Annotated in this window: 29 protein-coding genes; 1 reads left to right on the top strand and 28 read right to left on the bottom strand. The window is 66.7% G+C overall.

Annotation, left to right across the window (positions count from 1 at the left end; all coding sequences use genetic code 11):
• Nucleotides 1-3: 3 nt before the first annotated feature.
• The 10 genes from ABT340_RS39620 to ABT340_RS39575 all read right to left on the bottom strand — a co-directional run bounded on the left by ABT340_RS39620 (nucleotide 4) and on the right by ABT340_RS39575 (nucleotide 10,768).
• Nucleotides 4-357 (bottom strand): hypothetical protein, encoded by a 354-nt coding sequence (locus tag ABT340_RS39620; protein WP_352016088.1) that lies wholly within the window; start codon nucleotides 355-357, stop codon nucleotides 4-6.
• Between the two features lie 8 nt (nucleotides 358-365).
• Nucleotides 366-698, bottom strand: a complete 333-nt coding sequence (locus ABT340_RS39615; RefSeq protein ID WP_352016087.1) for a hypothetical protein — start codon at nucleotides 696-698, stop codon at nucleotides 366-368.
• A 295-nt stretch (nucleotides 699-993) separates the two neighbouring features.
• Nucleotides 994-2,157, bottom strand: coding sequence for a phage major capsid protein (locus tag ABT340_RS39610; protein WP_352016086.1), 1,164 nt, complete (start codon nucleotides 2,155-2,157; stop codon nucleotides 994-996).
• Between the two features lie 104 nt (nucleotides 2,158-2,261).
• Complete coding sequence (locus ABT340_RS39605) at nucleotides 2,262-2,615, bottom strand: capsid cement protein (RefSeq protein WP_352016085.1); 354 nt, start codon at nucleotides 2,613-2,615, stop codon at nucleotides 2,262-2,264.
• A 3-nt stretch (nucleotides 2,616-2,618) separates the two neighbouring features.
• Nucleotides 2,619-5,084: a hypothetical protein gene (locus ABT340_RS39600; protein ID WP_352016084.1), complete on the bottom strand. Its 2,466-nt coding sequence runs from the start codon at nucleotides 5,082-5,084 to the stop codon at nucleotides 2,619-2,621.
• A gap of 491 nt (nucleotides 5,085-5,575) precedes the next feature.
• On the bottom strand, nucleotides 5,576-5,716 hold the full coding sequence (locus ABT340_RS39595; RefSeq protein WP_352016083.1) for a hypothetical protein: 141 nt from the start codon (nucleotides 5,714-5,716) through the stop codon (nucleotides 5,576-5,578).
• Between the two features lie 57 nt (nucleotides 5,717-5,773).
• Complete coding sequence (locus ABT340_RS39590; RefSeq protein WP_352016082.1) at nucleotides 5,774-6,838, bottom strand: putative phage head morphogenesis protein; 1,065 nt, start codon at nucleotides 6,836-6,838, stop codon at nucleotides 5,774-5,776.
• Nucleotides 6,839-6,842: 4 nt separating this feature from the next.
• Nucleotides 6,843-8,522 carry a hypothetical protein gene (locus tag ABT340_RS39585; RefSeq protein ID WP_352016081.1) on the bottom strand — a complete coding sequence of 560 codons (1,680 nt, stop codon included), beginning with the start codon at nucleotides 8,520-8,522 and terminating at the stop codon, nucleotides 6,843-6,845.
• A 15-nt stretch (nucleotides 8,523-8,537) separates the two neighbouring features.
• Entirely contained in the window at nucleotides 8,538-9,983 is a 1,446-nt protein-coding gene (locus tag ABT340_RS39580; RefSeq protein WP_352016080.1) for a hypothetical protein, read from the bottom strand.
• A 191-nt stretch (nucleotides 9,984-10,174) separates the two neighbouring features.
• Nucleotides 10,175-10,768: a hypothetical protein gene (locus tag ABT340_RS39575; RefSeq protein WP_352016079.1), complete on the bottom strand. Its 594-nt coding sequence runs from the start codon at nucleotides 10,766-10,768 to the stop codon at nucleotides 10,175-10,177.
• A gap of 138 nt (nucleotides 10,769-10,906) precedes the next feature.
• Between ABT340_RS39575 and ABT340_RS39570 the strand changes: the two genes are divergently transcribed.
• Entirely contained in the window at nucleotides 10,907-11,383 is a 477-nt protein-coding gene (locus tag ABT340_RS39570; RefSeq protein ID WP_352016078.1) for a hypothetical protein, read from the top strand.
• A 95-nt stretch (nucleotides 11,384-11,478) separates the two neighbouring features.
• On the opposite strand, the gene ABT340_RS39565 is transcribed toward ABT340_RS39570, so the two are convergent.
• The 18 genes from ABT340_RS39565 to ABT340_RS39480 all read right to left on the bottom strand — a co-directional run bounded on the left by ABT340_RS39565 (nucleotide 11,479) and on the right by ABT340_RS39480 (nucleotide 22,022).
• Nucleotides 11,479-11,781 carry a hypothetical protein gene (locus ABT340_RS39565; protein ID WP_352016077.1) on the bottom strand — a complete coding sequence of 101 codons (303 nt, stop codon included), beginning with the start codon at nucleotides 11,779-11,781 and terminating at the stop codon, nucleotides 11,479-11,481.
• A gap of 19 nt (nucleotides 11,782-11,800) precedes the next feature.
• Nucleotides 11,801-12,565 (bottom strand): hypothetical protein, encoded by a 765-nt coding sequence (locus ABT340_RS39560; protein ID WP_352016076.1) that lies wholly within the window; start codon nucleotides 12,563-12,565, stop codon nucleotides 11,801-11,803.
• Between the two features lie 80 nt (nucleotides 12,566-12,645).
• On the bottom strand, nucleotides 12,646-13,059 hold the full coding sequence (locus ABT340_RS39555; protein ID WP_352016075.1) for a hypothetical protein: 414 nt from the start codon (nucleotides 13,057-13,059) through the stop codon (nucleotides 12,646-12,648).
• Nucleotides 13,060-13,071: 12 nt separating this feature from the next.
• The gene (locus ABT340_RS39550) at nucleotides 13,072-13,326 is read right to left on the bottom strand and encodes a hypothetical protein (protein ID WP_352016074.1); all 255 of its coding nucleotides are present in this window, start codon (nucleotides 13,324-13,326) and stop codon (nucleotides 13,072-13,074) included.
• A 183-nt stretch (nucleotides 13,327-13,509) separates the two neighbouring features.
• Nucleotides 13,510-13,740, bottom strand: a complete 231-nt coding sequence (locus tag ABT340_RS39545; RefSeq protein ID WP_352016073.1) for a hypothetical protein — start codon at nucleotides 13,738-13,740, stop codon at nucleotides 13,510-13,512.
• A gap of 49 nt (nucleotides 13,741-13,789) precedes the next feature.
• Entirely contained in the window at nucleotides 13,790-13,981 is a 192-nt protein-coding gene (locus ABT340_RS39540; protein WP_352016072.1) for a hypothetical protein, read from the bottom strand.
• A gap of 172 nt (nucleotides 13,982-14,153) precedes the next feature.
• On the bottom strand, nucleotides 14,154-14,594 hold the full coding sequence (locus ABT340_RS39535) for a hypothetical protein (RefSeq protein ID WP_352016071.1): 441 nt from the start codon (nucleotides 14,592-14,594) through the stop codon (nucleotides 14,154-14,156).
• Nucleotides 14,591-15,049: a hypothetical protein gene (locus ABT340_RS39530; protein WP_352016070.1), complete on the bottom strand. Its 459-nt coding sequence runs from the start codon at nucleotides 15,047-15,049 to the stop codon at nucleotides 14,591-14,593. Before ABT340_RS39530 ends, ABT340_RS39535 begins: the two co-directional genes overlap by 4 nt.
• The gene (locus ABT340_RS39525; RefSeq protein ID WP_352016069.1) at nucleotides 15,046-16,107 is read right to left on the bottom strand and encodes a hypothetical protein; all 1,062 of its coding nucleotides are present in this window, start codon (nucleotides 16,105-16,107) and stop codon (nucleotides 15,046-15,048) included. Before ABT340_RS39525 ends, ABT340_RS39530 begins: the two co-directional genes overlap by 4 nt.
• 280 nt (nucleotides 16,108-16,387) lie before the next feature.
• On the bottom strand, nucleotides 16,388-16,705 hold the full coding sequence (locus ABT340_RS39520; RefSeq protein ID WP_352016068.1) for a hypothetical protein: 318 nt from the start codon (nucleotides 16,703-16,705) through the stop codon (nucleotides 16,388-16,390).
• A gap of 25 nt (nucleotides 16,706-16,730) precedes the next feature.
• Nucleotides 16,731-17,165 carry a hypothetical protein gene (locus ABT340_RS39515; RefSeq protein ID WP_352016067.1) on the bottom strand — a complete coding sequence of 145 codons (435 nt, stop codon included), beginning with the start codon at nucleotides 17,163-17,165 and terminating at the stop codon, nucleotides 16,731-16,733.
• 148 nt (nucleotides 17,166-17,313) lie between these two features.
• On the bottom strand, nucleotides 17,314-18,234 hold the full coding sequence (locus ABT340_RS39510) for a hypothetical protein (protein ID WP_352016066.1): 921 nt from the start codon (nucleotides 18,232-18,234) through the stop codon (nucleotides 17,314-17,316).
• Nucleotides 18,235-18,564: 330 nt separating this feature from the next.
• Nucleotides 18,565-19,158, bottom strand: a complete 594-nt coding sequence (locus ABT340_RS39505; protein WP_352016065.1) for a hypothetical protein — start codon at nucleotides 19,156-19,158, stop codon at nucleotides 18,565-18,567.
• A gap of 57 nt (nucleotides 19,159-19,215) precedes the next feature.
• Nucleotides 19,216-19,488: a hypothetical protein gene (locus tag ABT340_RS39500; protein WP_352016064.1), complete on the bottom strand. Its 273-nt coding sequence runs from the start codon at nucleotides 19,486-19,488 to the stop codon at nucleotides 19,216-19,218.
• Nucleotides 19,485-20,012, bottom strand: a complete 528-nt coding sequence (locus ABT340_RS39495) for a DUF6221 family protein (RefSeq protein ID WP_352016063.1) — start codon at nucleotides 20,010-20,012, stop codon at nucleotides 19,485-19,487. Before ABT340_RS39495 ends, ABT340_RS39500 begins: the two co-directional genes overlap by 4 nt.
• Before the next feature lie 119 nt (nucleotides 20,013-20,131).
• Entirely contained in the window at nucleotides 20,132-20,263 is a 132-nt protein-coding gene (locus ABT340_RS39490) for a hypothetical protein (RefSeq protein ID WP_352016062.1), read from the bottom strand.
• Nucleotides 20,264-21,026: 763 nt separating this feature from the next.
• The gene (locus tag ABT340_RS39485; protein WP_352016061.1) at nucleotides 21,027-21,242 is read right to left on the bottom strand and encodes a hypothetical protein; all 216 of its coding nucleotides are present in this window, start codon (nucleotides 21,240-21,242) and stop codon (nucleotides 21,027-21,029) included.
• Nucleotides 21,243-21,296: 54 nt separating this feature from the next.
• Entirely contained in the window at nucleotides 21,297-22,022 is a 726-nt protein-coding gene (locus tag ABT340_RS39480; protein ID WP_352016060.1) for a hypothetical protein, read from the bottom strand.
• Between the last annotated feature and the right edge of the window lie 28 nt (nucleotides 22,023-22,050).

Here is a 22,050-nt window from a genome sequence, read left to right as displayed (position 1 = left end):
CTCCTACCTGACGTAGCCGAAGTAGCCCTGATACGGGTCGAAGTCGACGACGTCGAAGCCGACACTGTCGTCGCCAAGGCCTTCAGCGACCTGCTCGCGCAGCCCTGTCGCTCTGGCTCGTAGCTCGGACGCCACGGCAGGGCCGTTGATGCTCAGGCCGTTCATGCTGATGACCTTGGAGACGAGCGCCTCGCTGCTGGCGATGGAGTCGAGCGCCTGCGCGGCGGCCAACTTGACGTTGCCCTCCATCTCCAGGAAGCCCTCAATCTGCGGGTCGTTCAGCAGCTGCGTCGCCGGGTCGGTGTCGGCGATCAGGAGTCGCACTTTCCCGACGTCGGTGGAGTAGTCGAGCGCCACGGTTCCTCCTACGCGGTGAAGACCGTGACCTTCCAGGTCGAGCTGGCCGGGTCGATCGCGCCCGCGGTGCCGTTGAGCACCCGGATGGTCACCGTGTCGGCGGCCGACACGAAGCCGCACACGACCAGGCCGGCGTTGAGGTTGCCGGGCGGCGCCACGAGGGCGAAATCGCCGGTGCTGGCACCGGTCACCGTGACGGTTAGGGTGCCGACCGCGCCTGCGGCGATGGACGCAAAGTCCAGCGTCGCGGAGGCGGTGAGGCGGGCCTGGCTGGCAGGTACCCGGCCGTTGGTGTCGAGGGTGGCCAGCCCTCCGGCGACGCCCTTTGCGGTGGAGCCCATCAGGCGTCCCCTTCCTTCTTCTTGGTGGTGCGTCGCCGCCCCCGCGCTGGGGCGGGGGCGGGTTCAGCCAGGGGCTCAGGCTCTGTGGCCGAAGCAGCCTCCGGGGAGGGGGCTGGTTCGGTGATGGCACCGAGCGCCTGTGGCTCGCGTAGCTCTACCTGGTCCGTGACTGGTTGAGGCTGCTGTTCAGGGAGCCGGTCACGGATCTCCCCCAGTACGTCGTGTATCGCGGCGAGGTAGGACTCTGTGCCGTTGATCGGTGGCGGCAGGTTCACCGTGATCCTCCGTTCAGGGATCAGGGCGTCCCGGTGCCGTTGGAGGCCACGGCGCTCTTCGGGTCCATCAGGGTGCCGCCAAAGACGTGCCTGACCTTGTGGTCGACCGCGTCGGTGTCGAAGTCGCCGTCCATGGGGTCAACGAGGCCGCCGCCGACTCGGGTGGCGTTCGGCATCTTCATGAACAGCTCAGGCGACTCGTGGCCGGACAGGAAGCCGATCTCCATGGCGGGGCGACCAACGCCGGGGTCGGCGAACAGGTACCAGCTCGTGTTGCCGTTGGTGGTGGAGATGATCGGCAGCCACGGGTTGACCAAGACCCTGACCCGGTTGCGCATCCAGTTGGTGACCCGCAGCTGGTTGGTGCCCGTACCATCGCCGCCGCCGTCCGCTGCGAGGATCTCGGTGGCGTTGATGATGTTGTTCGCGGTGATCTCCAGCGCGGGCGGCACAACGAGCCACACGGCGTTGACGTAGATCGGGTTGCCGTCCGTGTCGACCTGGGCGGCCAGCACGTTGAGCGCCGTGGTCAGGCCAGCGACGGACAGGGTCGGGTTGCTGGTGACGATGTTGGCGTTGCCGGAGGCGAAGAACGTGCTGTCGGGCCCGGTGGTGCCGGCGTACAGGTCGGTGGCGAACCGCTCCTCAGAGAACCGGGCGGCGTTCGCGAGACGGGTCGGTAGGTCTCGCAGCGCGCCCAGGTCGTCGTTGACGAACGACTCCCAAGTGAAGGGCAGGCGCTTGCCGTACTTCTTCACCGCGTACTGGTAGCGGCCATCCACCACCGCAGCAGCCGGGTACTCCGACGCCTGCTTGACCTCGCTCAGGACAGCCTCGCCGCCGTCGAGGGTGAAGCGGTCGACGCTACGGAAGTCCCGGACGACACCGCGGCGGGCGATGCTCTGCCACAGGACAGGCATGTGCTGGTACGAGGCGAGCATCTGCCGGTCAATGATGTCGCCGAACAGGTAGGAGAAATCGCTGGTGGTCATGGCCTCCTGCAGGCGCCAGAACGGGGTACGGCCGTTCAGGACGCCCTCGTACAGGTTGGCGGCCTCCAGCAGGGATTCCTTGTACTGGGCGGTGTTGCGCCCACCGCGCACCCGGCGCCCCTCGCGGGCGTACAGCCGTTCGGTGGAGGCGTCCTGGGCGTGGTAAGTCTCGATCAGGTCGAGGAGCTGCATTCTGCGTTCCTTGTCTCAGGCGCTCCGCGCCGGGGCATGCGAAAGCCCCCGGGCCGGACGGCACGGAGGCTGAAAGAGGAGAAGGGGCGCCAGGGGCGCCGACGTCAGTAGCCGATCTTCACGCGGATCGTGGCAGTCGCGCCCGAACTGACGGCCTCAAGGGCGTAGCCGAACCGTACGCCCGTGTTCTTCTTGCTGAGCTTCGGGGTGTCGCCAGTGACGTAGTAGAGGATGTCACCAGCGGCAACGGCGGAGTTGCCACCGCCGTCGATGCCCTTCACGCTGAGGGTGGCGACGCCGTTGGTCTTGATGGTCGTGACGCCATCAGCCGCCTCATCGATGAGGGCCACACCGGGAATCTGCCCCACCAGGACCGGGTCACCCGACGCCGGAGTAGCAGGGTCAGTCGCGGTGAGGGCGAGCTGCGTGCCGTCCTCGAAAACGATGTTCTGCGCCATGGGTCAGCCCCTTCCGTACGCCGCGGTCTGAGCGGCCTTGTCGTCCATGCCGAGCCCCTTGAAGGCCTCGGTGAGCCGCTGATCGAGGTCACCGCCGTTGTTGCGGTCCGTGCGGGCAGACTCGCCCAGGCCCCGCACCTGACCCGCGCCGGCGTCCTCGGCCAGACTGGCGAGGTAGGCCTTCTCGGCCTCGGCGGCTTCGGTGACGGTCTTGCGCAGAGCCTCCTCGTCGAGGCGTCCGTCGGCCAGCGGGACGCTGTCAGCAGTCACGGTGGCCAGCAGCCGGTCCTGTGCCCTGCCGGGCAGGCCAGACTCAGCCAGCACCGTACGGACAACGGGGCGGGCGGCCTCCAGCGCTTCGAACCGCTGAAGCCGGTTCTCGGCGGCTGCGGCACGCTGCTCAGCCTCGTTCTTGGCTGCCTCAGCGGTGGCGTTCGCCTCCCGCAGGTCGTGAGCCTGCGCTTCGGTGAGCTCGGGCATGCCTTCCTCCTTGCTTGTGGTTGCGGGCGGGCTGCCCGGCTCGGTAGTAGCCGCAGCCGAGGAGGGGGCCTCCTCAAGCTCTTGGCTGTCGTCGTCGGGCTCTTCTGGTGAGTCCCACACGGCGCGCTGGTACAGGCGGGGGCAGTCGGCCTCCACCCGGGTCACAAAAGCCTTCAGGCCGTCGCCGACGGCTTGGGAGAGGCCGATCCGCTCCTCGCGGGTGAGGCGGCCGTCGCCGTACAGCTCATCTGCCAGCTTCGTGAAGCCGAGGTGCATGCGGGCTTCGAGCCACTGGCCGAGGCTCGCGCCTTCTGTCAGGGAGGCGGCTTCCTTGGCCTTCAGGAAAGCGGGCTTACCCTTCCAATCGCCGTCCTGTGCCTCGTCGTCCTCGCCGTCGAGCTCCTCGTCGACCTCGGGCTCCTTGGCAGAGCCTCTCTTGACGGGCGGCTGCTTGGCCTCCGTTGCGCGCCGCAGCAGACCAGAGCCCTCGCTGCGGGCGGACTCGATCAGCTCCAGCACTCGGCCTCCTGCACCGGCCTTGGTGACCCAGTCCACGGACACCCCCTCGTCGAGACTCGTGACGATCGGCCCCTCGCGGCCAGCAGCTTCGCCGTACTCGACGCGCCCGCTCGCGCGGATGGACAGGCCGACCTCGCGGGCGAACTCCTCGTTCAGGAGTTGCCGCCACTGGGGGAAGACCTGCACCTCAGCCACCAACCCCCTCTGAGCGGGATCCCAGACAGGGTCAGTGGTGGTGATGGATGCCCACGACCTGACATCGCCCTCGGGCCGTTCAGCGGCTTCACTGACGGTGGGGTGGTTGAGGTACATGTGGGTGCCTTTGGGCCACACCTGCGGGCCATCGCGGCGCAAGACAGCCTCGGGGTAGTAGCCGCTGGTGCCCCACCCCTCCTTGATGAGGAGGACCCGGAAACGTCCGCGCGAGTCCGAAGTCTGCTGGATAGGCGCCACGCCGGTGGCCTCAGACAGCGACACTTGGCCAGCAGATAGGCGGCGGGATCCAGCCGACTCCTCCAGAACGCCAGCGATTGCGCTCAACCACGCATCCATGTGCGGCCCATCAACGACGACTCCCCAGTCGCCTTTCTCAGGCATCATTGAGAGGCTGCTGTCGGGCGCCCCCCATTCGCCTTTCAGCTGTACAGTCACGTTACCGACGTTGGTCTTGACCGTCTTACTGGCCACACCCGAATCGGGCGCGTTCGGGTTGGTATCTTCCTCATCAAAGCCTTCGAAGACGACGTCAACTGCTTGGCCGAGCTTCCTCCAGGATCCGGCGTTAAAGGTCGTTTCCAAGGGCTTGCCATCGTCACCAAGGTGGCGAACCCCTACTTTGCCACCGCCAGTTGAAAAGACATCGATCTTGCCGAATTCGGTGTCCAATCGTTTTGCGGTAGAAAGATCACTCCCGGCCTGTTCCAATCGCGTAGCGTCTTTGGGACTTAAGGTGAATGCCCGCTTTCCATCGATCTGGACATCATACCGGTCGGATCCGACTTTCATAATTTGCCCGAACAGGAACCCCTCTTTGTCAACGAGCCCCTCATTCTCGCCGACCTTAAATTCACCGTCATCCATGTCATGGACCCTAAAGTAAACTTCGCGCACCTCATCATCGGTGAGTGCATAGGTCTGGCCGTCAGCAGTGGTGACGTGGGTATAGTCACTACCTTCCTGACGATGAAGCGTTAGGCTTCCGCCGCCAGTAGTGCGCATCTGCTTGGAAGCGATCGTCGCAGACATGCCACGCTCATCTGGTCCAGTGACGCTCGGCGGCTGTCCGGAAGCGCGACGTCCGACGTCTGCCGGGTTGGCTCGCCCGGCTGCTATATTCGCTTGCCGGGCTGCATCCTTAGCCGCCTTCTCCTCTTTTTTTACATCAGCCCGATGCTTTTCCATGGCGCCCGCAATGCTGTTCGCCTGTTTGGCAGTGACCGTAATCGCGGGAGCTGCGGATATCTCATCCATGGTGGCTCCCGGCCGAGGCCTGAATCGCACTTCGAATGTATCGCTTCCAGTGCGTTTGACCATTCCAAGAGGAGCCGTTGTCTCATCCGCTGGCATAGGCCGCTCTTTGCCGACCGTGAATGCCCTGGCAGTTTGCGTGAGCCCTGAGGGGACCATGCTGGTGATGCTAAGCTGCGAGTAAGCTTCATGGTATTCGTCGGCGTTGGCGAGCTGAAGCGTGACTCCTGCAGCGTGAATTGTTCCACTGCCGTCTGAGTTCCGGGTGACAGTAACGGGGCCGCTTTTAGTGTCGACGGAAGCAGATCGGCTACCGCCGGGGGATGTTGAGTGCGAGCCGCCTCCCCCGCCATGTCCGCTGCTGACACCACCGGTGTGGGTTCCACTGGAGTGGCCGAACCTTCCGTCCGGTGCGCGAGGGTGGTCTTCCTCCCTCCACGCGGAGTGGCGGCCCTCGGCCAGCCAGTCAAACTCGTCAGACATGGGTCCTCCTGTCAGAGGTCAAGAGGCGCGGAGGCCAGCAGGAGCAGGGTCAGCCCGGCAGCCAGCAGAGCGAGCGGCCAGGCGCGTGTGATGGCTGACCAGATGGCGCAGGTCAAGAAGCAGATGAGAGCAAGAAGCACGAGGACGTTCACGTGGGTCTCCGAAGAGTGAGTGTCGGCCGCCCCGCCCAGCACTGGCAGCCGACACGATCAGGTAGAGCGGGCGAGGCGTTCCAGGTCTTTCACCGGCCTCGCTCCGTAGCTGTCTCGCCAGCCGGTGGTGGTGCGGCGCTGGGCGAGGTCAGCCCAGTCGATGGCGCCCGAGTCGAGGAGTTCGAGGCGGCGGCGCCCCATAATCTTCAGACGGTCGGCCTGAGGGAGAGCGTCGAACACCGCTCGGGCATCCGGGGTGGCATCGGCCGGTTCTGGAATGTCGAAGCCGAGATCCGCCCAACTCTTGGTACGGGGCGTCCTACTGCATCGCCCCTGCTGGTGGTCGATCGGGCCCGGCTCGCTGAGCGGGTGCAGGGTGCCGTGCTTGGCCCAGCAGGAGGGACAGGTGCGGACGCCGTCGAGGCGGGCGTGCCACACCCACCCGTCCAGGACGTCAGCGTGGTCGGCCTGGCCGATCTCAGCGGCTTGGCGATGGGCCTCGATGATTTCAGTGCGGCTGAGCACGAGAGCCCTGGTCAGACCACCATTGAACTGGCCTTCTAGCCCTTTCAGCATGCGGGCGGCTGCGGTACGCGGGTTGTCTCCCACAACGACCCCACGGATGAGTTCCCGTTTCAGGGCGGCTGTCGCCTCGTCGGCGAGCGGCCAGTGAGCGGCGTTGACTTGCTCAGCTGTGCGGCGCACGATCGCGTCGACTGTGTCGGGCTGCTGCCGCCGGTAGCGGGCCGCCAACCCGAGCGTGGACCCGTACGGCAGCTGGGACGCAACCAGCTCGCCCTGCCCATCAAGAGCGATCCGGGCGGCTTCTGCAGCGCCCGTGAGGGTCTGGGATCGGGTCAGGTCCGCCAATCGGGTGAGGGCTGCGGCGATGACGTCCAGCGCCCGCATCATGCGGGAGGTCCGCTCGATCACCCGCCGGGCTGGCCACTGGCCGTCGCCCGCCTGGAGGACCTCGCCTATACCTGCGGCGACCTCGACGGCCATCTGGTCCCAGGCCCCCACCCAGGCAGCCACAAGGAGCCGGGTGACGTTGTCGACGATGCTGTTGACGGCTTGGCGCATCCGCTCGACCAGCTGCAGCGTTTCGTGGGTGACCGGCATGCGATCACCTCTTCGGCTGCGACTTCTCGCCGACGTCCTCATCGTCAGAAGGCTGAGCGCCCTTCGAATCCGTTCCTTGCTTGGTTGGCGCACGTCCGGCCAAGAGTGCGGCCGGATCATCTCCTCGTCTGAATGCGTCCACCGCGGCCTGCCCTGCTTGGCCACCAGCGCCTTCGGGCGGTTTGAAGTTGCCGTCCTCGTCGGTGACGGCTTCGAGGATCTTGTCGACATCTTTGATCCGCAGCGCCTCCAGGAGTACCCGCAGCGTCACCAGCGGCGGCACGTATCCGGTGCTGTCGGCCTTGGTGATCGCGTCGATCAGCGTGGCGATCGGCACGTCGTCGATGTCGGGCCAGGAGATGTCGATCGTCGGGTCGAGGCCCTTGGCGAAGGTGACGGTTTCCTGCCCGTCGAAGTCGCCCGGCGCGACAGTGCCCTTGAGGGCGCCTTGGGGGGCGCGGACGGATTCGGTGATGACGTGGGTGAGGATCTGCCGCAGCATCTCGCCCCACACCGCACGCCGCAGCTCCATCGCCCGCTCAGTCGGTGTATCCAGCGTTTCAGCGGTGGCTCGGGCGCCGGTGGTGCCTGGGTCTCCGAGCAGCATCGTCACCGGAACGTCGAGGGCAGCGGCCACCATCGCAGCCAGCGGCCGGCCGGAGTCCGAGTCGATCGTCGCGCCACTCTTCGGTACCGCTTCGAGCGCCATGTCCGGGCTCATGATGGCGGTCGCCCCGGCGTGCTGCGGATCTCCGGTGTAGCGGTCCGTGCTTGGCCCGGCGGCGATTCTGGCCCGGACTTGCGCCTGCTTCGACCCCTTGGAGGTCAGCCGCCACGCGAATCGGGAAAGCGCCTTAACCAGTTTCGCCCAGTCAGTGAGGAACTCCCTGTACGCCGCCGCCCAGTCCAGTGCGGCGTAGACGTCAGGCACACCCCACTTCCAGCCCGCCAGGCCGCCGACCTTGACGTGGTAGACGGGGGCGTCCCACATCACCTGCCCGGTGCCGGCCGCGTCGGTGATCTGCTTGATTCGCACCTTGGGGCGGTAGCCGAGCGCCGGGTAGTAGACGATCTGCCGGCGGGTGATACGGGCGCCGGACCGCAAATCGACTTCGTCGATCCAGGAGTCTCGGCGGTAGAACCACGGCTCGGAGGCGTCTTCGGGGTTCGTGATGATGTCGGTGATCTCATCCCACGGCACGAGGCGGGCCTTCACCCGGCCGGTCGTGGGGCTGGTGAAGCACGCGACGACGAGGTTGCCGTCGGTGCCGAGCGCGCGTTCCAGGATCTCGTGGGCTTGCTCCCCCGCCAGCACCCGCCGGTTGCCTGGGTCGTCGAGGAAGGCGCGGACGACGGCGTTGACCTTCTCGTCGCGGGCCGAGATGTTGACGCCCTGCCCCCACACGTAGGCGGCGCGCAACGCTAGGCCGCGCTTGATCAACGGGTTCTTGATCGCCATCACACGACACACCACAGCGAGACGGCCGAGGCCCTCCCGGGTGAACTCCAAATCGGCCCGAGCGGTGAGGTGCTGCCACCCCGGCTCATACATGCGGGCTTCGAGGTCGGTGAGGGCCTCTTGGAAAAACTCGGCGGTGCGGCGCTCCTTGCCGAGCTGCTCAGCGAGGGCCGTACGGCCGGTCACCCGATACCAGGACTCCTGCAGGCGGGAGGCGATCCCCATGACGGCCTCCCTCGCCTAGTAGTCGCTGATGCTGTAGCCGTCGAGGTCCTCATCCAGGTCGTCGTCGTCGACGATCTGGTCAGGTGGCGGCACGTGGGCGTAGGCGAGCATCACGCCATCAGCTCGGTCCGGTGACGGAAGCCCGCGCTTCTTCATGTCGTCCTTGGACTCGATGAGGACCTGGCCGCGGGCGGTGTACTTGTACTTCATCGCCCCCAGTTGGGCGGCGAGTTCGTCGTCTTCCGGGTCGAGGTCGATGTCGCCCTGCTCGAAGCGTTCGCGTAGGCCCCACCACCACTCGGCGCGGGCGTTGGCGAAGTGCTCACGGTCGAGGGCTGCGGCGCCGGACTGCATGTCGAGGACGTCGTGGCCGGCGTCGAGGAGTTCGTCGACGACGCCGGAGCCGACCCCTACGCCGTCGACGCGGATCTCGTGCACGTCGTGCTCGCGCTTGGCGGCGATGACCTTGCCGGTCGTTTCGGTCGTGCGGGCGTGAGCGTGGTCGCCGATGATGCGGGCGACCGGGCCACGGACCAGGCAGAACACTGACCGATCAGAGCCGAAACGGGCCACGTCCACACCGAGTACGTTGCGCGGGCCAGGGGTGCACGTGCGGGCCTGGGCGGCTTCGATCCACCGAGGTGAGATCAGCGTGTCATCGCCGACCTCAGGGAACTCCCCCAGCACCTTGGCGACGTAGCGGGGTGAGGTCTCCCCCCACCGGCGCCGCTTGTCTTCCACCCACTCCGGGGACAGCATGAGCGGCCGGAGCCGGTCGGGGAACGGCTCGTCGGTGAAGTTCGGGGTGTCAAAGCCGGAAATGCGGATGACGTTCCAGCCGGAGCCCGGCTTGCAGACGTTGCCGAACTCGGTGTTCGGGTCGTCGGGGTTGCCGATCGCGAGGATGCGGCAATCGGCGCCGGTGGTGATGGCTTCGACGGCGACCCAGAGCTGTTCGGGGATGCCGCATGCTTCGTCGAGGATGACGAGGACGTAGCGGCGGTGAATTCCTTGGAAGCCGTGCTGGTCGTTATCGGCTGGCTTGCGACCCCAGCCAACGAGCGTGCCGTCGTCCAGTTTCCATTCGTCTGACTGGAGCACTCTGCCGGGGAGCGAGTCGCCGTTCGGGTTTTTGGCCGCCTTGCGGATCTCTTCCCAGAGGATCGCGTGAACCTGCGCGTAGGTGGGGGCGGTAGAGACGATGAACGCCTCGCCGGGAGGGTGGACGTCGATCCACCAGCAGGCGATCTGCGCGGCGAGGAAGCTCTTGCCGGCGTTGTGGCAGGACTTCACAGCGGTTCGCCGGTTGATGACGATCGAGTTGGCGATCTCCTGCTGTTTGGACCAGAGGTAGCCGTCGAGCCGTTCGCGAACCCACCCAACAGGGTCATTCAGATAGGGATTGGGCTTCGGTGGCTCAAACGCGCGGGCAGCGTACTCGAATGCAGCAAGCGCACTCATATCGCCCCCTGAGAGCTATAGAGGGCTAGCGAGCACGAATCACGTTACCTATGGGTAACCGTACAGAATGTAGAGTCTGTACGGTAAGCCGAGCCCCTGACCAGCGAAAACGCAAACTGCGCATTTCGCCCACAGAATTTCCGCCCGAATGTCCGTTTATGCAGCCGTCATGCATCGACCATGCATGGCCGCTACCCGGCCACCGCCCGAAGGTGCCGCGGCACGACCTCCCCCACTCGGGCCCGCTGGGTCGCCGACAGGTCGAGATCGTCTAGGATCCGTCCGATCACCGACGCGATCAACGCGCCCTGCTGTTCGGCAAGGCGCACCTGCCGTTCGGCGATGCCCGCCGCGATAGCCGCCTTGCACACATCTGTCAGGTGCTTCCGCTCCCGCTGGTAAAGATCCAGCCACACGTTCGGGACGGACTTACGAGTGACGTCCGTACCGGTGAACTCTGTCGCGGTCTTCTCGACCTCTTCGACGACGCCCCAGACGAGATCCTCACGCTCGAACCCAGCGACCACCTCGGCGAGCCAAGCGACGTGGCCAGCCGTACGGTGGACCTCCTCCAGCAGAGCAGTCGCCGGGTCCACCTCACGCGGCAGACCGTACGTGTCGACCGTCCGACGAGCAAGGTCTTCACCGACCCGCCGCTCGGCCGCGTTCTTGGCCTTCTTCGTCGCCGATCCGTGCATGCGGCAGGTCTTCGCCCCCGGGATGGCCTTGTTCTGACACTGCTCTCCTGAGCGTTTGGACTTGGCTGAGCAGCGTTGGCGTTCCACGGCTCACCTCCAAGGGGATGTCGCGCGCGAGGGGGGTTCATGAGGATCACTGGTGGAACGCTGGGTCAGCGAGGCCGATTCGGTGTGCGCCGCAGGAAAGCTCTCGCCGCAGGCACCGGCCTGGCGGATAGTGGGTTCATGTGGAACCTGCTTCTGCCGGTGATCGTCGGTGGCGCGTTGTCTCTGGTTGGTGGCGTGGTCGGCCAGGTGTACGCGGCCCGATCCCAGGTGCGTTATCAGCAGCGTTTGGCGGAGGTGACCGCGTGCGAGGAGCTCTACGCCGTGTTGGGGAAGTTGCGGACCGAACAGATCGAGGAGTCGCTCTATCCGCCAGCTCGGCGGAGGGATCCCCGCCCGTTTGAGCAGCAGGAGATGGAGGACAGCGAAGTCAACGATTCACTGGAGCGGCCTTGCGCTCGGATACGGGATCGGGAGTTGCGTGCAGCTATTCGGCAGTACGCGACGCACCGGGGGCCGCTGACGGACCCGGATCAGCACATAAAGCTGCTTGAGCTGTTGCAGGAGCGGTGCGGTGGGGTGATGCGTGGAGACAAGCGGCTGGTGGACTTGTCGGAGGTGCACCAGGCCACGCAGAGGAAGGCCCTAGGTCAGTAGAAGTCATCCTGCGGTGATTACAAACGGTTACTAGCCCGGCGTCTCCCACCGGTGACGAGTTGTACCGAGCGTGACCGAAAAGGGGTCGTGGCCGTTCAGGTCACCTCGAAGGGAGTGCCTTCCAGCACCGGTGTCTCCTGGCTGGTGGTGACCTTCACCCACGGGACTTTCGTACCGGGCGCCAGGGAGAAGTCGAAGAGGCTGTCAGGGCCGATGAGAATCTTCGCGATGGTGTTGCCGTCGTCGTCGGTGTCCCATTCGGCGGGTTGCCAGCCGTCTGTCGTGGGGCGGACGCCGTAGGGCAGGACCTGCATGTGGACGGGCAGGGTGTCGAGGCTGGCGTCGCCGGTGATGATGACGGTGAGGTATTCGGTGCCCCCCCGAGGAAACTGTTCCACTGCCGTCACCTCCAGGAGGTCAGCGGTGGCCGGTGCGAGCTGACCAGCGGCGTCGTACTGGGCCGAGCCGAATGGTGACGTCTCCGGTAGCTGGGGTGGAGGCGGCGAGTTCGGGCAAGGCCACAACCATGGCGCCTCGGAGAACGGCCCGACCGGCCGATGCCACGGTGAGGCCATCTGGGCTGATGGCGGCTGTGCCGGAGGTTTTCGCGGTTCCCGTAGTGGTGGCAGTGAGAGACGGCAGCGTGGTTATCGGAGCGCCAGTCGTGGTGGCGGTAGCAGCTACGGCAGAGTCGAGGGTGGGCAGGGCGGCTGTGAGGATTCCGGCGACAGCATCCAAGAGGGTGCTGGAACTGTTGCCGGCGGCGCCGTCCCATGAGCCGCCCGGGCTGGTGTCGCCGTCGAAGTAGGTGTCGAGGCTGGCGGCGGGCTCGATCAGCACAGCGGTGAAGTGACCTGGGCTGATCGGGAAGTTCACGCCGTCCACGATCACCCTGGCGGCGACAGCTCCAGTTGGGGCGACCGCGGTGACGGAGACGCGGGTCACTGTGTTGGCGGCCACGCTGTAGACGGCGCTGGGGTAGCCGAAGCCTGTTCCGCCCGCGTTCACCCATTCGACGTACACGCTGCCGCTGTTGACGTTGAAGGTGTTGCTTCGCAGGTAGAGGCTTACTGTGTAGGTTTCGCCCACTGTGATGGCGCCGACTTGGGTGGCTGGGGTGGAGGCGAAACTACCGGTGGTGTACTCAGCGACGAACGGTCTGACGAATCCGCTCGCTGCCACGCGAGTCGGGGTGCTACCCCCGCCCCAGCCGGTGCCGTCGTTCGTCAAGCACGGGTTGAGGCAGAGGTTGTGGCGAGCCATCAGCCTGCAGGCATGGTGACGGTGCCAGCAGTGACCTCCACCGTCAGGCCGACCGAGATGCTGGTGGTGGCGAGTTCGAGCTGGCCTCCACCGCCTGTGGCTGTCACCGACCCGTCCAGCACTGTGTTGCCAGCGGAGTCCTTCATGCGAAACCAGCCTGCGGTACCAGCCGCCACACCTGTAGCTGTGCGGGGAGTGCTCGCCATAGTGGCCGCGCCTGAAGACGCCGACCCGTATGCGGGGTCGGCCAAGGTGAGGGTTGCCAGCAGCGTCCCGGTGGCGGTGTCGTTCGCCGTAGTTGGCTGGGTGCCGGTACGGATCTCCACGATGGCCGGCCCCGATCCGGCGTCGAGGAGGTCGACGACGGCGTCAGCGGCTGCGTTGCGGGCTGTGGTGGACAGGCGGGTGGCCACGGCGTCCTCCTATCAGGCGGTTTCACCGCTCACTGGGGGCAAGGTGGAGACAGTCAGGGCCTCAGGACTGGTGGTGGGCGGGTCAACCGGGTCGCCGTTCTCGTCCAGCTCGAAGACATCGAAGACGGCGCTCAGGTCATCCCAGACAGTGAGCCGGTTACCGCGGGTTCGGTCGATGCCCTCCGCTATCAGCCAGTTCGTGAACAGCGTCTGGGGCGGGCTGGAAAGTTCGCCCGCCATAGTGCGGGGGCCAGCGATCAGGTACACGGCAGACACGGGACTCCAGAGGTTGCTGGGTAGGCGAAAGGGCCGCCCGGATGGACGGCCCTGAAGGTCAAGCGACGCGGGTGCGGGTCCTGCCGCAGATCCTGCAGCGTGTGGTGGTCACCTTGCCGATGGTCTCGACGACCTCCCACCGGTGGCGGAGATGCACGGCGCCTCCCGCCCGGGTCAGGTAGCGGGTGGGGAGATGACGCGCGGGACGCGGGTGTAATTCTCGCCGTCGATCTTGGTGATCTCGTCGGCGGTCGCCCACCGCTCCACGACGTAGGGGCGGTTACCGTCGTTCTCGGCGTAGAACACCAACGCCATCCAGTGCACCTCACCGCGGCGCCATACCTGTAGCCAGGCCAGGCGGGAGCCGTACCACACCAGAGGCGGGCGAGGCGGAACAGTGGACACGCAGGTGAGGGTACGGGGCGGTACTGACAGATCAGGTGAGGCGTGTGGCCTACTCCCCGACTTCCTCAGCGACAACTCGGAAGGCGGCCGTCAGTACGCTGACCGCCTGCTCGGGCTGTAGGCCGTAGCCAATGAGGTCAGCGGCCAGCGCCACGTAGTCGTCGCGGGCGGCGTAGTTCCACCAGCCCTTATCTCCGGGGATCGCGACGATCGCGGCTCTGGTCTCATCGGAGAGGGGCACGGGGCCTCCTGGGGGTGGTGCCGGGCGGGTGACCTGTCTCACCGCATGCGTTCGGTTGGTTTCAGCCACCCGCCCGGAGATGATCGGCCTGCCCCTGGACCCCGTGGACGAGAAGGGCAGGCCGAAGTTCGTGTTGATCTAGCGCTCGCCCATCCTGACCGCAACCCACTCGTCAGGCATCGGTCGCCTCCGTTTCGTCCTTGGCGACGATTTCCAGCCCGGCTTCGTCGAGGGCGAGCAGGAGTTGGTCAGTGAGCCACCCAACCCTGTGGGCGGGGTCCTGGGCGAAGAAGTCGTTCTGCCTCAGGGCGTCGGTGAGGATCTGCCGGGCGGTGGGCTTCCGCCCTATGGCGAAGTTCAGTTGCTGGGCGGTCTGTTGGGGGTCGTCCTCGTCGGTGGAGGCGATCACCCACATGAGCCCGAACGGCCCTGGCTCGTACTGGGACGCGGGTTCGTCGAGCGCGTAGAAGGCTCCGCTCTGTCCGTGTCGGCCGACCAGCCGCAGGGTGTAGCGCCTCTTCCTGGCAGTAGGGGCGGCGTGAGTGACGACCCACTCGTCTCCGGGCTCAGAGAGCGCCCGGTAGGGGCGGCGGTCCTCAGGTTTGAGCGTCATGACTCCACCTCGGGGGCGGTCCACTCCAGCTTGTCGCAGTCCCACACCATGCCGAGCGTCCTGTTGCTCAACCACTGGGCGCGGAGCTCGCCGAAGACTTTCCGGATCCGTTCGATCTCCCAGCCGCAGACTTCGAGGTGGCCGGAACCGCGTTCGCCCCACCCTCGGGCCCAGCGGTGCTCAACCCGGTTGGGGTGCCCGTCGTAGTCGCGGCGTTCTGGGCGCATGTCTTCGTAGGGGTTGTACGGCCCGTCGCCTTCCCACGTGTCCTTATCTGGATGGTCGGGGTACCAGATCAGCTTCAGCCAGGCCCGAACCTCTTGAGGCCCTTCGTGGACGTCGTACTCCTCGACGTCCTCGCCGAGTTCGTACGCTTCAGCGTCCTCCTTGCGGGCGAAGACGCCGACCACCCGGTAGGTGGAATACGAGCCTCTGCTCGCCAGGTAGACCTTCATCGGGTCACCTCAGGGGCGGTCCGCTTCTGGAAGCCGTACCGGACGCGGTCGGCCGTGAGGCGCTGAGCGATCGCCGCGACAGCAGCTGACACCCAATCCCCTGCCTTGACCGCGTCGTCAGGCACTTCCACCCCGGAGCCCCAGACACCGCCGCGGTCGCCGGGCTTGGTCGCGATGCCGCCTTCGCAGTTCCAGTCGGCGTCCCATCCGACGGTCTTGCGCCCGCGACGACGGCCAAAGGTCCGGCTCTGGAGCTGCAGGGTCACCTGGTGGTCATCGCCGTGGGGCATGCGGACGGTCGCAGTGACCGGTTCGCCAACGTTCTCGTAGGAGTAGTACTTGGGGCCGAGAAGCTGCTCGACGGGGTTGAGACTGATAGAGCCGTGCATCCACCAGGGGTCGGTGCGGGAGTAGTGGTCGCGGCGGGCCCACAGCTTCCAGCGGACCTGCCAATCCCCCACGGCCAGGCTGATGAGCCGGGAGTCATAGCCGGTCGGGTTCAGGCGGCGTTGCAGCCAAGTGCCGAACCGTTCGGTGTGCAGGTAGAGGGCGCCGATCGGCCAGATGCGTAGGTGAGCGGCGAGCGTCTGTTCACTTCCGGCGTTGCCGACCTTCACCTCAGCTTCGAAGACGCCGAACGTCTTGCCGATCACGAACTGCCCGCCCACCTCGCCTTCGGACCGGCGCGGCCACGAGCCGGGCGAACCGTGGACGCGGACGAGCGGACGCTTCGCGGCGGAAGGTTCCCGGCTATTCGGGCGGTCCCGGACCACGAGGGCGCCGTCGAAGGTGCCGGTGTAGCGCTGGCCGACGTCCCACTGGTCAGGGTCGAGGTTGCCTTGGGGGTCGGGGCGGACCCCACACCGGTCGCAGCACACCCACCGTGCGGCGTCCAGGCCCGGTCGGTGAGGGCCGTAGCCGTCGACCACAGGCCGGTGGCCGAGCAGGCGGCACCAGATGAGCGGCCGGGGAATGCCGGACAGCCAGAACCCGCGGTTGACCAGGCGGCCCCGGGCAGGGCCGTCTTCCTTCAGGTAGTCGACGGTGTGCCAGTGCATGGGTTCTCCAGGGGGTGTTGGAGGTGGGGTGTGTGGCCCGGTCTTCCCTGCACCCCCTGCGGGGAGACCGGGCCACGTGCGTGGCGAGCGTGTCGTCGGGGGACCCCACTGCTCTGCGTCACGCAGCACGCCGCCGTGAGGGGGCGTGCGTTTTGGGGCGGCTGGCCGGGCCGCCGCGCCCGAACCAGCCGCCAGGAGCTCGACGCGGGGCGCACGGGGAAGTCGCCTCGCGGAGCAGCGCACCCCCGCCAGGTGGTGCGCGATCAGGAAGTTCAAAGACCTACGCTGCGGACCGCACCTGAGCGCGGATCTCGTCGCGTGCCTCAGGCGTGGCTGGCACCCTCAACCCGAGGCGAAGCTGCCTTTCGATCGTTGCGAGGTCGAACCAGTCGTAGTAGACGGTTTTGCCGATCTTCATGCACCGACGGGCATGGTGCCGAGACGCCCACACGCGCACGGTTGGCTCCGGCTTGCGGAGGCGGGCCGCGGCGGCGGCGATCGTGATGGGTTCTCGTCTCTGCATGCCGGGCACCTCCCAACATGCGAAAAGGCCCTCGGCGAGGTGCCTGAGGGCCTTTTGCTGGACGATCGATCCCATTTATAACAGGTCGTGGAGTTAAACGCTACTTCTGGACAGCCGGATTACCCTGCACACCGAGCTCCTGGCGGACCAGGCGCAAGTACTGCTCGAACGCCGCGTTCAGAGGGCCGTCGTCCGCCTTGCCGTCTGTACCGATCCAGTCGTGGAGACGGTCAATGGCGACAGACGCGGCCTGACGGGTGGCTGGTGACGCGAAGACCCGGACTGTTAGGAACAGGAGAGGGAGGTCGCCGGTCACTCGGTAGTCGTACATGGACGGGGATTCCTGGGTGTAGTCGGAGTCAGCTACCGCGGCACGGATTTCGTTGAACCTGCGAGCGAATTCGAGGTGAGCTGTTCGACGCTGCTCGTAGTGGCGGGCTCTTTCTTCGCGTCTGATCTGGAGCCAGTGGGTGAGCAGGGTGCCAACGATGCCGCCGATGATGGCGAGTAGTCCGCCGAGGATGACATTGCCCATACGACCTCGCTTCGCGAAGGGTGGTGCTGGTCACCCTTGATGAGGTCAAAGAAGCCGACGGTAGTCAAGGTGCGCTCTGCCTTACGCTGCGGCAGACAACGGGAGTAGAAGGAGCGGCCCCGCCCCTTCTACTCCCCTGCGTCTCCTTTCAGGCTCGGCGCGACAGCACGTCGTCTCGCGACGCGGAGCGCAGAGCGCGGCGGCGGGCACCAGAGGCGCGGATCGGTGTGACCTGGTCGATGGTGAGCGCCTTGTAGGCGTCGGCGTCGTACCCGGCCCTGCAGGCGTCGCAGGAAGCGCCAGCGTGCTGGCCGTCTCCGTCGAGGACTTCGTACAGCTCGGTGTAGCCGCACGCCCCGCACGGGACGCCGCTCATGTGCCGGCGGCTGGCAGGGGTGTCGGTCAGGAAGCTTCGGCACCGGGCGGCCAGGGCGAGGATTTCCAGGCCAGCGTCGGCGCCGGACAGGGTGAGCAGGACGTCGGCGTACCCGGCGGCGTGGTGGACGAGTCCGGGCGTGCCGGGCGGAAGGGCCGCGGCATCACGGAGGGAGACGGTGCGGGCCATCGGCTCGGCGGGCAAGGCGAGGAGCGCGTCGAGGTGGGCAGCGAGGACGGTCCACGCCTGGGTGAGGATCACACCGTCTCGGCGACGCCGGGAAGCGCCGGTGGAGAGCGGGGCCAGGCGGGCGACGACCCGCACGCGCTCCTCCCATGAGGTGAGCACCGCCAGAATGTGGCGTGCCAACTCGTCCGCAGGCAGGGACACCGGGACCGGTGCGGTTTTCGACATGGCGACGACGGGGCCCACACCGGCTACGGCGAAGGTCTTGTCGATGGCCTGGTGGACACGGACGTACAGCGCCGGCAGGGCGTCGAGGGCGCGGGCGATAGCGGCGTGGTCAGCCAGGCAGAAGGCCCGCGGGGTGAGGGCGGGGAGGTAGACGGTGCGGCCGTTCGCGGTTTCCGTGCGGGGCGCTGCGCACCGGTCGGCGCGGGCGCATTCCCGCATGCCGTGGTCTCGCCAGTAGCCGTCGTCGGCGTTGGGGTCCGAGTGAATCCATGCAGACATTGAAGCCTCCCCGAGGTCGTACGCTTGCGGTGAGGTGAGGCTTCGCGATCAGGCAGGGTCCGGAGCGGTTGAGATCGGCAGGCGGCTCTCCGTTGGGGCGGGGAGCCGTTTCGCTGTCTAGCGCTCTGAGGCGCCCGATTCTTCCCGCCCGAGCTGAGTCAGCCATTTGCCGACGTCAACGAGCTGGCCTGGGGTGAGCTGTAGAGCCCCAGTGATGAGGTAGAAGATGCCAGTCGGGCTGCGGTGGAGAACGGCCCCCGGCACCTCAGGGTGCGTGTAGACCGAGGGAGGGGAAGCAATCATGAGAAGCCATTCTCCCAGGTTGCGCGGTCACTGGTGGACGGTCGGGACTTCCTTGTACACGGTCCAGGGTTCGTCGCCTTCGTGGACGCAGTGCAGGGCGAGCCGTACTGGGGTGCCGTTGTACCGCTGACGCCACCCTGCGGAGTCGGCCCACCGGGGCGGTGGTGTCCGTTCCACGGAGAGCGGGCGGCCGTCGCTGAGGAGCAGGGTGATCGGGGTGACGGTGCGGCTGCCCTCGGAGCCGCCGTCTACTCCGTGGATGAAGCGGTAGGGCCCCCAGATTTGAGAAGTGACCTCCTCCTGGGTGGGTCCGCCCGCGAGGGTGGATTTGCGGTCGGGCCAGTCGTCTCGGATCGTCGGGGTGACTGTGAGCTTGGTGAGCCCTGGAGGGCCGACGAAGCGGATGCGGAGCTCTGCCCGGTCCTCGCTGACCTGGTCCCCCATCGAGAGAGGGACGCAGGTGATTTCGAACTGAGGGGTCATGTCAGCGTGCCAGCGGCGGGCTTCGATCCGGGTGAGGTCCACGGTGGCCTGCTTGGCGAGGTATGCCGTCCGCCAAGCTCCGCCGGTCCCTGCCAGGGCGAGGCCAGCGATGAGTGCGGACCAGGTCTCGGGGGTCATGGCGGACAGTGTTCCGCGCGGCTAGGGCGACGCGGGGGCATACAAACAGATCGTTGCCTACCTGTCCTCCCAGCGCGGCTGCTGATAGCGAACACTGAACGGTTTCCAGCGCACCTGCACGCCGTCGAACGTGTGGAAGAGCTCCCATAAGCCTTTTGTGATCTTCTCGACGAGGCTCATGCTCTGGTGGGGGTTGTGCGCGCCCTTCGTCTTGAGGAAGGGCGCAGGGTTCGCTTCTCTCCATCCCTCGTTCGGGACGTGCACCCAGCGGCGGCCCTGCTTGTCGCGGTAGCCGCCCTCCCAGTTCTCTCCTGCTGGTGGCCAAGTCACGGCGCCCACTCCTGCAGGTAGCCGGGGTGGTCGGAGAAGCGGGCGACTCTGTCTTTGATGACGGTCAGGAAAGCCCCTTCCCGGAGGAGGGCGTCAGACCAGTCCTTGTAGGCGTCGGCGTACTCCTCAGAGGAGGACCCCCACTCGTCGCGGGCGACCCTGAACGCCGCGAGGGCTTCCTCCTGCTCCTTCACGGCCTCCGCATATCGGGCGAGGAGTTTGCGGTCAGCCGAGACATCCCGGAGTACCCGGGCAGGGTCGTGGCGGACGATGTGACCTGCCACCGAGGACTCAACCCCCTCGGCGTGGCCGATCGGCGAGGGTTCTTGGTCAGGGTTCTCGACGCTGCGCAGCGAGATGCCGTAGCTGTCCTCGTCCAAGCATTCTTCTTGGGCCGGGTTGGCGGTTACTACCTGGTCGTCCTCGCTGCGGACCCACTGCCAGCGGTGCCCTTGGCAGGCTTCCGCCCAGGCCTGGTCCTCGTCGAGGCGGGCACCGAGAAACGCGATCAGGTCGTTGGTCAATGGTCCTCTTTGGGAGAGGCGGGCGCCTCGGGCCAGGCCACGAGGATCTCGACGCGGACAGCGTAGCGGCGTGCACCCTGGCCGGAGACGGCTCCAAAGCGCCTCCGGCCCGGGACGGGCTACCACTCTGGTTGCGGTTCCATCGGCGCCCACGATCGGCCGTTGTCGTCGCTGAGGTACCACACCCGCAGGGTCATCTCCCCGTGGCACCGTTCGCAGGTGGTGCGGATCGTCTCTGCGTAGGTTTCCATGACGTGCTCACCGCGCCCTTGACACTGCCCGCAGGTGACTTCCCACTCCTCATGCATCCTCATGGCTTCCTCCTCCTTGGTGCCCTGGTGTGGGCTTCGGGGTGAGGTCTACATGGGCACGGCGCTTAGGTCAGGCCTCGTTAGCGGGGGTTCCGAGACCGGCCGGGATGCCGATCGCCCGGCAGCAGTGGGCGCATCTTGGCATGCCGAAGCGACTCCCGACCCCGGCGTAGGTGAGGTCTACCACCAGCCCGCAGGCTGCCCGAAGGCTGAGTGGTCCGCCCCAGTCGATCGCGTCAGCCAGCCGCTCTGGGGTGAGGGCGGTTGCTGGGACGGCGTGGAGGCGGCGCCAGGATGAGCGTGGGACCAGCCACCACATCGAGTGGTTCTCAGGGACGGGGTGAGCGGTCACGGACGCTCCTCAAGGCTGCAGGGACGTCTCCAGTGTGCCGGTGCCGGCCCGCAAGAACGGGCTGGCACCAAGACGGTAATCAGGCGCGCCAGGCGGTGAGCCAAGCCACGGGCCATTCCTGCGGCGGCTGAGGGGCGAGGCCAGCAGCGTCCCGGATGGCCTCGTCCTGGCAGCACTGGCCGCAGATTTCGATGTCACGGTTCGTGGTGGTACGGGACGTTCCGGGCAAGGTCATGGTGCGTCCGCAGCGAGGGCAAGTAGACATGTCGCTCCTTTCAGGAGTTTGCCGCCTGGAGTATTTCAGCGGCTTTCCCCGTGTCTGGTTCGTAGAGACACGAGGAGAACAGAAGGTCAGTCGTCGTTCTGGCCGATCCGGCGCGCGCAGGCCACTCGGAGGAGGTCGATCTCCCGGTAGGCGGCTTCCAGCCTGGCCACGAGGAGCGGGATCATGTCCAGCGCTTCATGGACCCGGTCAGGGTCCGGTATCGGGTGGCGCCCCAGGTGCTCACGCGCCCCCGCGAGTTTCACGCGGGCCACGTCGGGGCTTCCGGAAAGAGGGGTGGTCATATCGCCTCCATGGGTACTGTCCGGCCAGAGTGCCGGAGGAGAGAGCTGGGTGGATCAGTACGTCTTGATGGGCCACGCCTGGCAAACCGTGACTGGAGTGCGCCAGTACAGGGTGATGTCCAGCGAGTAAGGGCTGTCGTGGGGATCCCAGTCCGGGCTGCCTGGGGCGGCCTGAAACGTCTCCAAGGCCTCGTGGACGCAGAACTCTGCCACGGCGGTGCCAGCCAGAAGGAGCAGCGCCTCCGCGGGGTTGTGGCCGTTCTCCAAGTGGCGTAGAGCGCGAAAGGGGAGCATCGGAGCGGCGATCACGCCCTGGTCGGTGAAGTACGGCGACTGGGTGGGGTCGAGGTGAGGCTCGGTGCCGGGTTGGCTGCGGTCGGCGCATGCAATGAGGAGGTTCCCGCCGTTGCGGGCGAAGACCATTTGATCGATCTCGTAGGCGGTGTCCGGGTGGAGCCAGCGGCCCTTGAGCTCCCAGGGGGCGGAGATCAGGTCGATCCATGCCGGGTGCCACGGATCGTGTTCGGCGTCCTCCAGGGAGGCGTCGAGGACGGCGGCTGGCGTGGGAGTGGCGAGCAAGCGGTGGTCGCCCCACAGCGGGAAGGTAGTCCCGTCCCCCAGAGCCGCAGTGACTGCGCTGATGAACGTCGACAAGGGAGCGCCTCCCCAGGTGAAGTCCTCGGCTAGCCAGGTCTGCAGGAGGCGGTTGGCGTGGCGGCGCCAACCCTGCAGGTCGAAGTCGATCGGGTGGGCGGGGGCGGTGAGCTGAGCGGTGACCATCGAGGGCTCCTTCCGGATCGGAGGGGAA

It is taken from the genome of Streptosporangium sp. NPDC000239 (genome assembly GCF_040300765.1).
Classification (GTDB): Bacteria; Actinomycetota; Actinomycetes; order Streptosporangiales; family Streptosporangiaceae; genus Streptosporangium.
Note: the sequence above shows the minus strand (reverse complement) of the source record. Positions and strands in the feature narration are given on the sequence as shown.

Excerpts from the sequence above, each read along its gene's own strand:
- ABT340_RS39615 (WP_352016087.1), bottom strand. The coding sequence starts at position 698 with ATGGGCTCCACCGCAAAGGGCGTCGCCGGAGGGCTGGCCACCCTCGAC.
- ABT340_RS39610 (WP_352016086.1), bottom strand. The coding sequence starts at position 2,157 with ATGCAGCTCCTCGACCTGATCGAGACTTACCACGCCCAGGACGCCTCC.
- ABT340_RS39605 (WP_352016085.1), bottom strand. The coding sequence starts at position 2,615 with ATGGCGCAGAACATCGTTTTCGAGGACGGCACGCAGCTCGCCCTCACC.
- ABT340_RS39600 (WP_352016084.1), bottom strand. The coding sequence starts at position 5,084 with ATGGATGAGATATCCGCAGCTCCCGCGATTACGGTCACTGCCAAACAG.
- ABT340_RS39590 (WP_352016082.1), bottom strand. The coding sequence starts at position 6,838 with ATGCCGGTCACCCACGAAACGCTGCAGCTGGTCGAGCGGATGCGCCAA.
- ABT340_RS39585 (WP_352016081.1), bottom strand. The coding sequence starts at position 8,522 with ATGGGGATCGCCTCCCGCCTGCAGGAGTCCTGGTATCGGGTGACCGGC.
- ABT340_RS39580 (WP_352016080.1), bottom strand. The coding sequence starts at position 9,983 with ATGAGTGCGCTTGCTGCATTCGAGTACGCTGCCCGCGCGTTTGAGCCA.
- ABT340_RS39570 (WP_352016078.1), top strand. The coding sequence starts at position 10,907 with ATGTGGAACCTGCTTCTGCCGGTGATCGTCGGTGGCGCGTTGTCTCTG.
- ABT340_RS39535 (WP_352016071.1), bottom strand. The coding sequence starts at position 14,594 with ATGACGCTCAAACCTGAGGACCGCCGCCCCTACCGGGCGCTCTCTGAG.
- ABT340_RS39530 (WP_352016070.1), bottom strand. The coding sequence starts at position 15,049 with ATGAAGGTCTACCTGGCGAGCAGAGGCTCGTATTCCACCTACCGGGTG.
- ABT340_RS39525 (WP_352016069.1), bottom strand. The coding sequence starts at position 16,107 with ATGCACTGGCACACCGTCGACTACCTGAAGGAAGACGGCCCTGCCCGG.
- ABT340_RS39520 (WP_352016068.1), bottom strand. The coding sequence starts at position 16,705 with ATGGGATCGATCGTCCAGCAAAAGGCCCTCAGGCACCTCGCCGAGGGC.
- ABT340_RS39515 (WP_352016067.1), bottom strand. The coding sequence starts at position 17,165 with ATGGGCAATGTCATCCTCGGCGGACTACTCGCCATCATCGGCGGCATC.
- ABT340_RS39510 (WP_352016066.1), bottom strand. The coding sequence starts at position 18,234 with ATGTCTGCATGGATTCACTCGGACCCCAACGCCGACGACGGCTACTGG.
- ABT340_RS39505 (WP_352016065.1), bottom strand. The coding sequence starts at position 19,158 with ATGACCCCCGAGACCTGGTCCGCACTCATCGCTGGCCTCGCCCTGGCA.
- ABT340_RS39490 (WP_352016062.1), bottom strand. The coding sequence starts at position 20,263 with ATGGAAACCTACGCAGAGACGATCCGCACCACCTGCGAACGGTGCCAC.
- ABT340_RS39485 (WP_352016061.1), bottom strand. The coding sequence starts at position 21,242 with ATGACCACCCCTCTTTCCGGAAGCCCCGACGTGGCCCGCGTGAAACTC.
- ABT340_RS39480 (WP_352016060.1), bottom strand. The coding sequence starts at position 22,022 with ATGGTCACCGCTCAGCTCACCGCCCCCGCCCACCCGATCGACTTCGAC.